The 14206-nt window shown below is 71.7% G+C and carries 13 protein-coding genes; 7 read left to right on the top strand and 6 right to left on the bottom strand.

What is annotated here, in order from left to right:
* Window positions 1–2: 2 nt before the first annotated feature.
* Window positions 3–644, top strand: coding sequence for a GNAT family N-acetyltransferase (locus B4N89_RS25625; RefSeq protein WP_078978158.1), 642 nt, complete (start codon window positions 3–5; stop codon window positions 642–644).
* Between the two features lie 216 nt (window positions 645–860).
* On the opposite strand, the gene B4N89_RS25620 is transcribed toward B4N89_RS25625, so the two are convergent.
* From B4N89_RS25620 to B4N89_RS25600, 5 genes are all read right to left on the bottom strand, one after another.
* Complete coding sequence (locus tag B4N89_RS25620; RefSeq protein ID WP_078978157.1) at window positions 861–1511, bottom strand: FMN reductase; 651 nt, start codon at window positions 1509–1511, stop codon at window positions 861–863.
* A 43-nt stretch (window positions 1512–1554) separates the two neighbouring features.
* Window positions 1555–2667, bottom strand: coding sequence for an LLM class flavin-dependent oxidoreductase (locus B4N89_RS25615; RefSeq protein WP_078979624.1), 1113 nt, complete (start codon window positions 2665–2667; stop codon window positions 1555–1557).
* A 752-nt stretch (window positions 2668–3419) separates the two neighbouring features.
* Complete coding sequence (locus B4N89_RS25610; RefSeq protein WP_078978156.1) at window positions 3420–4112, bottom strand: FadR/GntR family transcriptional regulator; 693 nt, start codon at window positions 4110–4112, stop codon at window positions 3420–3422.
* A 61-nt stretch (window positions 4113–4173) separates the two neighbouring features.
* Complete coding sequence (leuA, locus tag B4N89_RS25605) at window positions 4174–6006, bottom strand: 2-isopropylmalate synthase (protein ID WP_078979623.1); 1833 nt, start codon at window positions 6004–6006, stop codon at window positions 4174–4176.
* A 294-nt stretch (window positions 6007–6300) separates the two neighbouring features.
* The gene (locus tag B4N89_RS25600; protein WP_026218929.1) at window positions 6301–6522 is read right to left on the bottom strand and encodes a hypothetical protein; all 222 of its coding nucleotides are present in this window, start codon (window positions 6520–6522) and stop codon (window positions 6301–6303) included.
* A gap of 332 nt (window positions 6523–6854) precedes the next feature.
* Here B4N89_RS25600 and B4N89_RS25595 point away from each other — a divergent pair, with 332 nt between their 5' ends.
* A complete protein-coding gene (locus B4N89_RS25595) occupies window positions 6855–7559 on the top strand; it encodes a hypothetical protein (RefSeq protein WP_143658080.1) in 705 nt (234 codons plus the stop codon).
* Window positions 7560–7641: 82 nt separating this feature from the next.
* Here the strand turns inward: B4N89_RS25595 and B4N89_RS25590 are convergent, their stop codons facing one another.
* Window positions 7642–8406: an SDR family NAD(P)-dependent oxidoreductase gene (locus B4N89_RS25590; protein WP_078978154.1), complete on the bottom strand. Its 765-nt coding sequence runs from the start codon at window positions 8404–8406 to the stop codon at window positions 7642–7644.
* Between the two features lie 226 nt (window positions 8407–8632).
* Here B4N89_RS25590 and B4N89_RS25585 point away from each other — a divergent pair, with 226 nt between their 5' ends.
* The 5 genes from B4N89_RS25585 to B4N89_RS25565 all read left to right on the top strand — a co-directional run bounded on the left by B4N89_RS25585 (window position 8633) and on the right by B4N89_RS25565 (window position 14200).
* Complete coding sequence (locus tag B4N89_RS25585; RefSeq protein WP_078978153.1) at window positions 8633–10294, top strand: MFS transporter; 1662 nt, start codon at window positions 8633–8635, stop codon at window positions 10292–10294.
* A gap of 136 nt (window positions 10295–10430) precedes the next feature.
* The gene (locus B4N89_RS25580) at window positions 10431–11126 is read left to right on the top strand and encodes a TetR/AcrR family transcriptional regulator (protein ID WP_161500811.1); all 696 of its coding nucleotides are present in this window, start codon (window positions 10431–10433) and stop codon (window positions 11124–11126) included.
* 126 nt (window positions 11127–11252) lie between these two features.
* Complete coding sequence (locus B4N89_RS25575; RefSeq protein WP_078978151.1) at window positions 11253–11492, top strand: DUF5302 domain-containing protein; 240 nt, start codon at window positions 11253–11255, stop codon at window positions 11490–11492.
* Window positions 11493–11667: 175 nt separating this feature from the next.
* The gene (locus B4N89_RS25570; RefSeq protein WP_078978150.1) at window positions 11668–13407 is read left to right on the top strand and encodes a GMC oxidoreductase; all 1740 of its coding nucleotides are present in this window, start codon (window positions 11668–11670) and stop codon (window positions 13405–13407) included.
* 145 nt (window positions 13408–13552) lie between these two features.
* Window positions 13553–14200: a maleylpyruvate isomerase family mycothiol-dependent enzyme gene (locus B4N89_RS25565; protein WP_078978149.1), complete on the top strand. Its 648-nt coding sequence runs from the start codon at window positions 13553–13555 to the stop codon at window positions 14198–14200.
* Window positions 14201–14206: the final 6 nt, after the last annotated feature.

Below are 14206 nucleotides of genomic sequence, written 5' to 3'. Positions count from 1 at the left end.
ACATGCTCACCGATCATTGGCCGGTATTCGGCATCCGCGTGACCACGCCCAGGCTGGAGCTGCGCCCGGCGACCCAGGACGACCTGGTGGCGCTGGTGGAACTGGCCGAGCAGGGTGTGCACGCCCCCGACTACATGCCGTTCAGCCTGCCGTGGACGCGCGAGCCGCAACCGGCGAAGGCCCGCAACGCGCTGCGGTTCTACTGGAGTACCTGGGCCAACTGGCAGCCGGACGACTGGCGCCTGCTGCTGGCCGTCGTGCACGAGGGCCGGGTGATCGGGACCCAGGAGGGCATGGCCAAGGACTTCGCCCATCGGCGCGAGATCGGCTCGGGCTCGTGGCTGGGCCTCGCCCACCAGGGGCGGGGCTTCGGCACCGAGATGCGCGCGGGGTTGTTGGAACTGGCCTTCACCGGCCTGGACACACGATGGGCGATCTCGGCCGCCCTGTTCGACAACGCCCCGTCGCTGGGAGTCTCGCGCCGCCTGGGCTACGTCGACGACGGCATCGACGTCCTGGCGCACGAGGGTGAGCCCCGTTCCTTCCAACGCCTGCGGCTGACCCGCGAGGCGTGGGCGGCGCATCGCACCATCCCGGTCGAGGTCACGGGCCTGGACGCCTGCCGGGACATGTTCGGCGCATAGCCTTCCGGCGGTGACGGCCGGTGGCGTGGGCCGGTGGTACAACGCTCGTCGAGACGTCGTTCAGCCGGGGTCGAAGACCGGTTCCCTGCTCAGCGTGGAGCGTACGGGCGAGCGTTCGACGCGCGCCACGGCGAAGACCGACCGTGCCGGGGCGCCGAGTTCGACAGGCGGGCGTCGACGGGCCCACCCCGTCGACGGCCGCCTGTCGGGGCCCGCTCAGCCCCGTCCGAGTGCCGCCAACTGCTCGGCAAATGGCACGACTTCGTCGATCGCGGTGGTCGCCGACGACGGCCGGGTCGCCGGGTGTGGCGGCGACCCGGCCACCAAGTCGGCCAGTTCGCCGCCTGCGCGAGCGATCCTCGTACCCACTCCCTCGACGCCTTCCCCGGCCGCCGCGCCCCATTCGTCGGTGGCCACGTACACCGAGGTCGGTACGACCGTGGCCCGCAGGTAGGCGAACAGCGGGCGCAGCGCGTGCTCCAGGGCGAGCGAGTGCCGCGCCGTGCCGCCGGTCGCCGCGATCAGCACCGGCTTTCCGATCAGCGCGGTGTTGTCCAGGACGTCGAAGAACGACTTGAACAGCCCGCTGTAGGACGCGCTGAAGATCGGCGAGACCACGATCAGCGCGTCGGCCGAGACGACCGTGTCGATCGCGGCCCGCAACGCGGGCGGTGGGAAGCCGGTGACCAGGTTGTGCGCGATGTCCACGGCGAGATCGCGCAGTTCGATCGTGTGCGCCTCGACCGCGATCTCCCGCTCGTCCAGGCGCCGGCGGGTCGCCTCGGCGAGCCGGTCGCCGAGCAGCCGGGTGGACGACGGTTTGCCGAGTCCGGCCGAGACCACCACGAGCTTCGGCGTTTCTGTCATGACTGTTGCCTTCTCCCTTTCCCTGCCGGCGAGTTCGGTGGCGTCAGGACGTCTGCGGGACGGCGTCGGCCGGCACCGCCGCCGCGTCGCGCCGGGCGACCAGTGCCGCGTGGGTGGGGCCGTCCGGCACCTCGGCCGGCCGCCGGGCGGCGAACTCCTTGCGCAGCACCGGCAGTACCTCCTCGCCGAACAGGTCGAGCTGTTCGAGCACGGTCTTCAGCGGCAGCCCCGCGTGGTCCATCAGGAACAACTGGCGCTGGTAGTCGCCGAACGAGTCGCGGAAGGTCAGCGTCTTGTCGATGACCTCCTGCGGACTGCCCACGGTCAGCGGCGTCTGGTCGGTGAACTCCTCCAGCGACGGACCGTGCCCGTACACCGGCGCGTTGTCGAAGTAGGGCCGGAACTCGCGCACCGCCTCCTGCGAGTTGCGCCGCATGAAGATCTGTCCGCCGACGCCGACGATGGCCTGCTCGCGCGTACCGTGCCCGTAGTGCTCGAAGCGGTCCCGGTAGAGGTTGATCAGGCGCACGAAGTGGTCGCGCGGCCAGAAGATGTTGTTGGCGAAGAACCCGTCGCCGTAGTAGGCCGCCTGCTCGGCGATCTCCGGGCTGCGGATCGACCCGTGCCAGACGAACGGCGGCACGCCGTCCAGCGGGCGCGGCGTCGACGTGAAGCTCTGCAGCGGGGTACGGAAGCGACCCTCCCAGTCCACCACTTCCTTGCGCCAGAGCTCGTGGAGCAGCGCGTAGTTCTCGATCGCCAGCGGGATGCCCTGGCGGATGTCCTGGCCGAACCACGGGTACACCGGCCCGGTGTTGCCGCGCCCCATCATCAGGTCCACCCGGCCGTCGGCCAGGTGCTGGAGCATCGCGTAGTCCTCGGCGATCTTCACCGGGTCGTTGGTGGTGATCAGCGTCGTGGAGGTGGAGAGGATGATCCGCTCGGTCCGCGCGGCGATGTAGCCGAGCATCGTGGTCGGCGAGGACGGCACGAACGGCGGATTGTGGTGCTCACCGGTGGCGAACACGTCCATGCCGATCTCCTCGGCCTTGAGCGCGATGGCCACCATCGCCTTGATCCGCTCGTGCTCGGTCGGCTGCCGACCGGTCGTGGGGTCGACGGTGACATCACCGACGGTGAAGATCCCGAACTGCACGATGACCACTCTCTCAGTAGTTGAACTCTCAATCACCCCGTCCAAGCAGAATCCCACGCCCACTATTCCCACCAGCCCCCACACCCCGAGCCAACCGGCCGGCCCGAGCCCCGAACGAAAGCAACCGGCGCCCGGAGCCGCGAGCGGCGCGCAGGCGTCGAACGAAGCCGCGAGCGGCGAGAGGTGGGGCGGCGAGCGACGGGCGGGTGGGCGAGTGAGGCCACGAGCGGCGAGCCGGTGGGCGAGTGAGGCCGCGAGCGACGAGCGGCCGGGGCGCGGTCGGCCGGGCAACCGGGCGGGGCCGCGAACGGCGAGCGGGTGGGTGACCGGGGCCGCGAGCGACGGGCGGCCGGGGCGCGGTCGGCCGGGCAACCGGGCGGGGCCGCGAGCGACGAGCGGGTGGGTGACCGGGGCCGCGAGCGACGAGCGGCCGGGGCGCGGTCGGCCGGGCAACCGGGCGGGGCTGCGAACGGCGAGCGGGTAGGCAAGTGAGGCCGAGAGCGGCGAGCAGTAGGCGGCTGGGCGGGGGCAGCGGGCGGGCTGGGCGACAAGCGGCCGACGGCCGGGCAGGGCTGCAGGGAGCGGGCGGACTGGGCAGGACTGCGGGCGGCAGGCCGGCTGGATAGGCGGGCGGCCGGGCGGTCGGGCGGGGCTGCGGGCGGCGGGCGACCCGGGCGATGCGGCGGGCGGCCGGGTGGGCCGGGTCGGGGCGGGGCGGGTGCGGTGAGGGCATCGAGTGCGCACGCCCCGGGCTAGTCGTGGAGGATTTGGAGGCTGAGCGCGAGTTCTGTTTCGGTTACTCGGCCGGCTGTTGCCGCGTCGCCCGCTCGGATCGCGGCGACCATTGCCGCGTGGGCGTCGGCTCCCGGGTCGGCCGCGGTGGCTCGCAGGTGCTTTGCGTCCATTGCCGCCAGTAGGTCCAGGAGGCCGGGACGCATGGTTACCTGGAATACCGCGAACAGGTCCGTCAGCACCTCGTTGTGCGCCGCCGCCACGATCGCCGCGTGGAACGCGATGTCGGCGTCGATGTACGCCTCGTCGTCGCCGAGCGCCGCCGCCCGCGCGAGCAGCCTGGCGTCCAGCACCGCCAGGTCCTCGTCCGTACGCCGCTCCGCCGCCAACATCGCGGCCCGCACCTCGATCAGGTTGCGCACCTCGTACACCTCGACCGCCGACGCCCGCCGCAGCCGCGCGGTCAGGTCCTCCGTCGGCTCGGTCGCGATCACGAAGACGCCGGACCCCTGCCGCGACTCGACCAACCCCGCACCGGCAAGTGCGCGGATCGCCTCCCGCACCGTGGATCGGCCGATGCCGAGTTCCCGGCCGAGCGCCACCTCGCCGGGCAGCTTCGTCCCGATCGGCCAGCGCCCGGCGGCGATCTGGTCCCGAAGCCGTTCGGCCGCCTGGCCGACCAGCGGGTTGCGGCGCAGGGGGCCGAACGTCATCGTGTGTCGCCTTACGTCATGTCCGTTACATCTCAGGTTGTCTGATGAATCTTATCCTGCGTCAACTCCGCGCCCGGTTCACCGCCGACAACGTCGCCTGCACCGAGGCCGCCAGAATCGACGTGTCGATCCCCACGCCCCACCGGGTCACCCCGTCCACCCGGCACTCCACATACGCCGCCGCCTGCCGATCCTCGCCCGCGCCGATCGAGTGCTCGACGTAGTCCAGGATCTCGACCCGGATGCCGGCCGTACCCAGCGCCGCCGTCAGGGCGGACAGCGGTCCGTTGCCTTCCCCGACCACCGCCCGCGACCCCGAAGGCAATCCGACGAGCATCCCGCTGAACCGATGCCGCCCCGCCGCCGGCTCCTCGGCGCGCCACCCCGTGACCTCCACCGGCGTACGCCGCTCCAGATACTCCCGCCCGAACAGCGCCCCCAACTCGGCCGCACCGATCTCCTCGCCGCTGTCGTCGGTGGCCTCCTGGACCACCCGGGAGAACTCGATCTGGAGCCGACGCGGCAGGTCCAGGCCGTGTGCGCTCTGCATCAGGTAGGCGATGCCGCCCTTGCCGGACTGGCTGTTGACCCGGATCACCGCCTCGTAGTCGCGCCCGATGTCGGCGGGGTCGATCGGCAGATACGGCACGTTCCACGGCGCGCGGTCCGCCGCCACTCCCAGCCGCTCGGCCTCGCGCGTATGGTGCGCGAACCCCTTCCGGATCGCGTCCTGATGCGTGCCGGAGAACGCGGTGTGGACCAGATCCCCGCCGTACGGATGCCGGGCGTGCACCTCGATCCGGTTCGCGTACTCCACCGTGCGCCGGATCTCGTCGATGTCGGAAAAGTCGATCATCGGGTCCACGCCCTGCGTGTACAGGTTCAGCGCGAGCGTGACCAGGTCCACGTTGCCGGTCCGCTCGCCGTTGCCGAACAGGCAGCCCTCGATCCGCTGCGCCCCCGCGAGCAGCGCCGACTCGGCGCAGGCGACGCCCGTCCCCCGGTCGTTGTGCGGATGCACGGACAGCACGACCGCGTCCCGGCGGGCCAGATGGCGGTGCATGTACTCGATCTGGTCCGCGTACACGTTCGGCGTGGCGATCTCGACCGTGGCCGGCAGGTTGTGGATCACCGGCCGGTCCGGGCTCGCGTCCCACAGTTCGGTGAGGCTGTTGCATACCTCCAGGACGTAGTCGGGCTCGGTCAGGTTGAACACCTCCGGCGAGAACTGGAAACGGATGTCCGCCCCGGGTCGCGCGTCGGCGCCGCGCGCCACGTCCTTCGCGCCGGCCAGGATCAGCGCGTGCAGCGCGGCCCGGTCGTGGCCGAGCACGACCTCGCGCCAGGTCGGCGCGGTCGCGGTGTACATGTGAACGACCGCGTGCGGCAGGCCCTCGATCGATTGGTGCGTCCGTTCGATCAGGTCGGTCCGCGCGGCGGTGAACACCACGACGGTGACGTCGTCGGGTACCGCGTCGTTCTCCGCCAGATGCCGGACGAAGTCGAAGTCGGCGCGGCTCGCCGAGGGGTAGCCGACCTCGATCTCCTTGTAGCCCATCGCCACCAGCAGGTCGAACATCCGGCGTTTGCGTACGGGGTCCATCGGCTCGGCCAGCGCCTGGTTGCCGTCGCGCAGGTCCACCGGGACCCACAGCGGCGCCTGCTCGATGCGGTTGTTCGGCCAACTCCGCCGGGCCGGATCGACATCGACGCGGACCCGCTCGTGCGCCGGACGGTAGCGGTGGTGCGGCATCGTGCCGGGACGTTGCCGGTTCCAGTGCGGGCGGCCCTCGGGGATCGGGCCGGCGGGGGTGCGCAGAGTGGGGAAGGTGTGCCCGGCCGCACGGTCGTGGCCACGGTCACGCTCACGGTCGGTGATGGTGTGTTCGGTCATGGTGCGGGGATCGTCCTGCCGCTCGGAGGGGTCGACCGGCGACACCGAACCCCGCGGCGGGGTGCCGGTCGGATCAGGCCCCGCCGCGGCGGCCGAGAAGAAGGACCACGCGCAGCTTCATACCGGGGACGGTAGCACAACTTGTCTGACAACCTGATGTCTCGGAGCGCGTTCAGGGTCCGAAACAACAGGCTGCGGCGCCCAACGCAACGGAGGCGCCGACCCGGTTGTCCGGGGGCGCCTCCTCGTACCGACTCGCGTGGTGTCGGGACGTGCGAAACCGTGTCGCGTGGGTCAGAGATTGCTCAGCTTCGCGTAGGGACGGCAGATGCGTTCCTGGCGCGATCCGAAGTCGACAGTGACCGCGATGTCCTCTTCGACACCGACGATCCGACCGAGTCCGTACTGATCATGCGTCACTCGGGCACCGAGTTCGAAATCCTCGATGATGGGAGCGACCGGGACATTGAAGGGACTGGTGGGCAGAATGCGCCGGGTCACGGCTGAGGTCGTCATCTCCCTCAGTATGCGCCTGTCGGGTGACGCGTGGGGCGTTCCGGGGCGGTATAGGCGAAGCCGTAACCGGAAAGTGTCCCCACGATATGGCGGCTCGAATCCCCTATGCGCCCGCCGAACCGGACCGAAATGCCGCATCGGAGCCTCTTCCGCAGGTCACGCGGTAGCCGCCCGCCGGCACCCGTGGGCATGGTGCGCGTACAACGCCCCGGCGGCCCCCGATTGGGCCGAGTGGGGGAAGGCCGAACGGATCGCCGAGGCGGGAAGCGGGGTTTCGGGGGCCGCCCGCGAGGCGCCGGGCCTTGCGGTGCCCCGGCGATAGGGTCGCCCACATGAGCGACAGCACTGCCCCGGTGGACATCGAGCTGGTCAGGCCGCCCGAGATCCTGCTCGCGCACGACGAGGTCCGGGTCTTCCACGGCGGGATCCTGCGTACGCCGGCCGGCCTGTACACGACCATCGGCATGGAGACTCCGGCCCGCCCGACCGGCCCGCGCCCGCCCTCGCCGCAGGTGTTCGGCCGGTACGGGGTGTCGGTGACCCGATCGGGCGACCGGTTCGCCCACTCGGCGCTGGCCTCGACCCTGTCCGCGGGGTCGATCCGGTTCACCTCGTGTCTGTTCGGCCATGTCCCGGACGGGGACCTGGTGTTGGACGTGGTGCTGCCGACCATCCCGCGTCGGCTGGTGCTGCGCTTCGACTCGGAACGCCACGACGGCACCGGGCTCACCCTGCGTACGCCGCCCGCGATCGTGCATACCGACGCGGGCGTGACGCTGTGGCACGCGGGCGTATTGGCCACGGAGTCCGGCCTGCTCACCCATGTCGAGGCGACCTCCTCCGACGACCGCGCGCTCGGCGGCGCCACGTGGGACGTCGAGCACAATCCGCTCGCGGTGACCTGGGACGACCCGACTCCGGCCCGCGAAGCACACCAGCGCGGGCGGGACTTCGTCAGCGCCGACTCCTGGATCGCCGCCCCTGCCGCGCGCGGCAGCCTGCACTGCGCTCCGCTGGGCGTGACGCGGGACCTGTAGCGGCGGCGGCGGTCGCGGCCCCGAAGTCGGGGCCGCAAGCGGAAGTTGTCGCCATGCCGGATCGGCCGCCGCCGCCACGCGGCTACAACTCCGATCCGCCCGTGGCGTCCAGCGTCGTACCCGTCACCCACCGGGCATCGTCGGAGGCGAGGAAGGCGACCGCGTCGGCGATGTCGTCCGGGCGACCCACCCGCCCCAGCGCCGCGCGGCTCGCCGCCTGCGCCCGCGCCTGCGGATTCCCGCGCAGCCAGGACGCGTTGACATCGGTGTCGACGATGCCGGGGGCGATGTTGTTGACGGTGATCCCGCGCGGGCCCAGGTGCTTGGCCAGGGCCGGCGTGAGCGTGTCGAGGGCGCCCTTGCTCATCGCGTACGCGATCGACTCGGGGAACGCGATCCTGGTCGCCCCGGAGGTGACGGTCACGATCCGGCCACCGTCGCGCAGCAGCGGCAGCACGCGCTGGGTCAGGAAGAACGGGGCCCGCGTGTTGACCGCGAACACCCGGTCGTAGCCGGCCTCGGTCTCCGCCTCGATCGGCCCGGTCGAGCCGATGCCCGCATTGTGCACCAGGACGTCCAGTCCGTCCGCTCCGAACTCGGCCCAGCCGGCCCGCAGTCCATCGACGAGGGTGTCCACGTCGCCCGGTACACCGAGTTCGGCCCGCACCGCGAAGGCCCGGCCACCGGCCGCCTCGATCGTCGCGACCACGTCCTTGGCGGCCGCCTCGTCCCGGCCGTAGTGCACCGCGACCAGTGCCCCGTCGGCGGCCAGCCGCTCCGCGATGGCGCGGCCGATCCCCCGGCTCGCCCCGGTGACGAGTGCGGTCCTGCCGGTGAGCGTGCGCATGATGGTGCCCTTCCTCTCGTGTGTGCCGCTTCGTACGTTTCTTCGGCACTTCTTTAGCAATCGATACAGATCTTGCGTGGCAGCACCGTAGCGCGAATTTCTTAGCGATCGCTACAGAAAGAACCTGCACTCGCCCGGCTTTGCCATCTCTTGGCTTTACAGCTGTAAGTCGAAGGCCTAGATTTACAGACGTAAGGAAACAGGCGTTAATTCATGGGGGCAGCTCGTGACCGGCACTGCATCGACCCGAACCACCACATCCTCGACACCGACACCCGACGCGGCCGCGGCCTCGACCCCGACCGGCGTCCCCGAACCTGCCGGACATCCCCGGCGGTGGGCCGCGCTGCTCGTGTTGTGCTCGACCCTGGTCGCGGTGACGCTGGACAACTCGGTGCTCAACACCGCGCTGCCGTCCCTGGCCAAGGGCCTCGACGCGTCGACCGCTGATCTCCAGTGGATCACCGACGCCTACACCCTCGTCTTCGCCGCCCTGCTGCTCCTCGCCGGCAGCCTCGGCGCCCGGTTCGGCGCCCGTCGCGCCCTCCTCGGCGGCCTGGTCCTGTTCGGCGGCGGCTCGGCCGTCGCCGCGGTGTCCACGACCGCCGGCGAACTGATCGCCTGGCGTGCGGTGATGGGCCTGGGCGCGGCCTTCGTGATGCCCGCGACGCTCGCGATCATCATCCGGATGTTCCCGCCCGTCGAGCGCCCCAAGGCGTTCGCCGTCTGGTCGGCCTCGGCCGGCGTGGGGGTGCTGATCGGTCCGGTCACCGGCGGCGCGCTGCTGATGCACTTCTCCTGGTCCAGCGCGTTCTGGATCAACGTCCCGCTCGTGCTCGCCGCGCTCGTCGGCATCCTGCGGATCGTCCCGACCATCCCGCGCCAGGGCACCGCCCGACTCGACCTGCCCGCCGCCGTGTTGTCCGTGATCGGCCTCGGCATCCTGGTCGACGCGATCATCGAGGCGCCCGAACGCGGCTGGACCGACGCCGTCACGCTCGTCGAACTGGCCGTCTTCGTCGTGGTCGCCGCGGCGTTCGTGGGCTGGGAGCTGCGTCGGGACGAACCCATGGTGCAGGTACGCCTGTTCGCCAACCGCGGCTTCGTCCTCGCCGCCGGCACGCTGGCGATCACCTTCTTCGCCCTGTTCGGCACGCTGTTCGTGCTCTCCCAGTACTTCCAACTCGTCCACGGCTACAGCACCCTGAAGGCCGGGCTCGGCGCGATGCCGTTCGCCGCCGCGATGGCGGCGATGTCCGGACTGTCGCCGATCGTCACCGCCCGGCTGGGCATTCGGGGCACCCTCACCACCGGGCTCGGCGCGATCGCGCTCGGCCTGGGCGTGATGGGGCTGACCACCACCACCGACACCCCGTTCGTCGCCCTCGCCGGCGAGATGATGCTGGTGGGCGCCGGGATGGGGATGATGATGGCGCCGGCGAGCATGGAGATCACCGCGTCGGTACCGGTGCGCTTCTCCGCGATGGCCGGCGCGCTCAACAGCGTGGTCCGCGAACTCGGCGGCGTACTGGGCATCGCCGTGGTCGGCACGCTGGTCTCCTCGCACTACCGGAGCGAGATGGGTGATCAACACCTCACCGGCCCCGCCGCCGTCGCCGGGCACGACCTGCCCAGCGCCCACGTCGTGGCCGAGCGCCTGTCCCCGGACGCGGCCGGCCGGCTCACCTCGGCCGCCGACCACGCCTTCACCACCGCGATGGACAACGGCGCGCTCGTCGCCGCCGCGGTCGCCGCGCTCGGCGTCCTGCTGGTCGGCTTCGGTCTCCCCCGCCGGGCCGCGCAGGGCACCTCCCCCGCCGGCGAGTCCGCCGAACCGGTGGATGCCCCTGCCGAACCGGTCGACACCCAAGCGGTACAAACCGTCTGATGATGCCTCAGCCCGCCACCCGGCGACCGGCCCCCGCCGGCCGCCGGGTGGCGGGCGTCGTGCCGTACGCCGTCGATACCCCCGAGAAGGCCCCATGCCGAACAACGCCGTTCCCACGCCTCGTACGCTGAGCGCCATGGACGACGACCACGGGCCGAATCGCCGACGCAATCGCCGCGGCCAAGGAGCGCTGCTCCGCGACGACATCCTCGCCGCGGCGACCGACCTGATCGAGCGCGACGGCCACTCCGGCGACGTGACGCTGCGCCGGATCGCCCGGGAGGCCGCGATCACCGCGCCGTCGATCTACGCGCACTTCACCGATCTCGACGACATCCTCGACACGGTCCTCAACGGCTACTTCGACGACCTGCGCGCCGTCATCCTGGCCGCCTCGGAGGCGGAGGACACGGAGGACCGCTCACTGCTCGCGGGCTGCCGCGCCTACGCCCGGTTCGCGATGGAGCGCCCGGGCCGCTATCGGGCGCTGTTCCACCGGATGCGCCCGGCGGCGAAGGCATCGGAGGCGTCGGACGCACCGAGCCCGTCGGACACGCCGAACGAGCCGGACACGTCGGACGCGCCCCCGCCGCCGGCCAGGCTGCCCAGCCGCATGGACGTCTTCCAGACCCTCATCGACGCGATCGCCCGCACCCAGGCGGCCGGCCGGGCGGCCGGCACCGACCCGTTCCAGGACGCGCTGGCGGTCTGGGCCGCGATGCACGGCGCGGTGCTGCTGCGGATGACCGCGCCGTTCTTCGAGTGGCCGGAGCTGGACACGTTCATCGACACCCTGGTCATCCGAACGGCGCGGGTGACCGGGGTGGGCTGAACCGGTCCGTCGCGGTCCGATTCGACCGCCGTTGTGGCCGTTACCGCGACCGGGCGTGCCATCGCGGGCCTCGACATGGAAAGGTGTGTTCACGGATCGCATCCAGTTCGAGAGCAGGAACGCACCATGGCTGACGAGACACCCGCGAACGAGACACCCGAGGAGACGGCCCCCGAGGCCCGCGAAGCCGCCGAGCCCGAGAGCGCCGAGGACGAGACCAAGCGCAAGTTCCGCGAGGCACTGGCCCGCAAGCGCGGCACCAAGACCGACGGCGCCGGCGAGAACCCCGGTGGCGACGGTTCGAAGATCCACGGTGCGCACGGGCCCGCGGCACAACAGCGCTCGTTCCGGCGCAAGAGCGGCTGAATCGACCCCACCCCCGAACCGCGTCGGGCACGGGCTCGACACACGGCCGGACATACGGGTCGACACACACGTCGGCTCGTCGAGGGACTGCCTTCGCCGGGTTACCGGGGAGTAGGATCGCCGGGATCGCGAGATCTCACGGCATGCCTACTGCCCGCCCGGCGAAGGGTTCCTCGTGTTCGACTACGACGTTCTGGTCATCGGCTCCGGATTCGGCGGCTCGGTCGCGGCGCTGCGGCTGACCGAGAAGGGCTACCGGGTCGGCGTACTCGAAGCCGGCCGACGGTTCGCCGACGCGGACTTCCCCAAGACGTCGTGGCAGGCCCGCGACTTCCTGTGGGCGCCGGCGATCGGGCTGACCGGCATCCAGCGCATCCACGTGCTCAAGGACGTGGTGGTGTTGGCGGGGGCGGGCGTGGGCGGCGGCTCGCTGAACTACGCGAACACCCTGTACCAACCGCCCCAGCCGTTCTTCGACGATCCGCAGTGGGGCCACATCACCGACTGGCGCGCCGAACTCGCGCCGTTCTACGCCCAGGCCGAACGTATGCTCGGCGTGGTGCGCAACCCGCACATGACACCCGCCGACGAGCACATGAAGGCGGTCGCCGAGGACATGGGCGTGGGCGACTCGTTCCATCTCGCGCCGGTGGGCGTGCTGTTCCCCGAGGAGGGGCAGCGACCCGGCGAGCAGGTGCCGGACCCGTACTTCGGCGGCGCGGGCCCGAGCCGGACCACATGCACGGAGTGCGGCTCGTGCATGACGGGGTGCCGGGTCGGGGCGAAGAACACGCTGCTCAAGAACTACCTCCACCTGGCCGAACGGGCGGGCGCGGAGGTACACGCGGAGCGCACCGTGCGCCGGGTGCGCCCGCTGGCCGCCGGTGCGGACGGAGCGCCCGGCGGCTACGCGGTGGAGACGATACGCAGCGGTCCGCCGACGACCGCCCGCGCGCCGCGCACCTGGACCGCCGAACAGGTCGTGTTCGCCGCCGGCACGCTGGGCACCCAGCGGCTGCTGCACCGTATGGCGGCGGACGGTACGCTCCCGCGCCTGTCCCGTACGCTCGGCCGGTTGACCCGAACCAACTCCGAGGCCCTGGTGGGCGCGGTCGCCCCGACGACCGGGGTGATCGACGCGACGCGCGGGGTGGCCATCACGTCCTCGTGGCACCCGGACGCGGACACCCACATCGAACCGGTCCGCTACGGCAAGGGCTCGAACGCGATGGGGTTGTTGCAGACGTTCCTGACCGACGGAGACCGGCCCCGCGTGCGGCAGTTGCTCGGCACGGTGTTGCGCGACCCGGCCAGGCTGAGATTCCTGAGCGTGCGCAACTGGTCCGAACGCGTGGTCATCGCCCTGGTCATGCAGTCTCGCGACAACTCGCTGACGGTGTACCGGAAGCGGGGCCTGTTCGGCCGAACCCGGATCACCACGCGCCAGGGCCACGGCGCGCCCAACCCGAACTGGATCCCGGCCGGCCACGAGGCGGTCCGCCGCATCGCGACGCGCCTCGGCGGCGTGGCCGGCGGCTCGTGGGGCGACCTGGCCAACGTCCCGATGACCGCCCACATCCTGGGTGGTTGCGTCATCGGCGACTCGCCGGCCACGGGCGTGGTGGACCCGTACCACCGCGTCTACGGCCATCCGGGCCTGCACATCCTCGACGGCTCCGCGGTCAGCGCCAACCTGGGCGTGAACCCGTCCCTGACCATCACCGCCCAGGCCGAACGCGCGACCGCGATGTGGCCGAACCGCGGCGAGCCCGACCGGCGCCCGGAGTTGGGCGCGGCCTACCGCCGAGTCCCGTACACCGCACCGGTGTCCCCGACGGTCCCGGCGGACGCGCCGGCGGCCCTGCGGCTGCCGATCGTGGAGATCCGCTCGGGCCCGGGGCCGACGAAGGGCTGACGGCGGTTCGGGCGGACGGGGCCGCACACCGCGGAAAAGAATTCTCCGAGGACTGTCGATTCGAGCGTCGTTCGTTCGTCGTGGTGATGTACACCCCGAACGACACGACACGACACGACCCGACACGAGCCGAGGAGAGCCGGAGATGGATCGCGACAGGATTCTCGCGTGGGTACGGGACGAGCGACTCGGTCTCGCCGACTTCCTCGACGACCTGGGGCCGGACGACTGGGGCGTGACGTCGCTCTGTTCCGATTGGACGATGCACGAACTGGCCGCGCATCTCACCACGTCGACGCGTACGACGGCGATGGGCATGATCCGGGGCGCGATCCGGGCCCGGGGCGACTTCGACCGGATGACGTCGGACGAAGCTCGGGCGCTGGCCGTCCGGTTCAGCCCGGCGGAACTGATCGGCCGGCTCCGCGAGACGGCCGGCTCAGCGCGGCGCGCGCCCCTGACGTCCCCGCTCGACCCGCTCGTCGACGCACTGGTGCACGGGCAGGACGTGGCGCGGCCGCTGGGCCGAAGCCGCGAAATGCCCACGGAACAGGCGGTCGCGGCCGTCGGCCACGTGTTGGCCAGTCCGTTCTACGGCGCCCGGAAGCGGTGCCGGGGCACCCGCCTGGTGGCCACCGACGCGGACTGGTCGGCGGGGAACGGTCCCGATGTGGTCCGCGGCCCGGTCGCCGAACTCCTCCTCCTGGCCACGGGCCGCCCGGCGGGACTGGCAGCCGTCACCGGCCCGGGCCGCGCCCGCATCGCGAGCGCCCTGTCGGGCACATCCGCGTGACACGGC

This window comes from Embleya scabrispora, assembly GCF_002024165.1.
GTDB classification, from domain to species: domain Bacteria; phylum Actinomycetota; class Actinomycetes; order Streptomycetales; family Streptomycetaceae; genus Embleya; species Embleya scabrispora_A.
The sequence above is the reverse complement of the archived record's forward strand: the minus strand, read 5'-3'. Positions and strand labels throughout refer to the sequence as shown.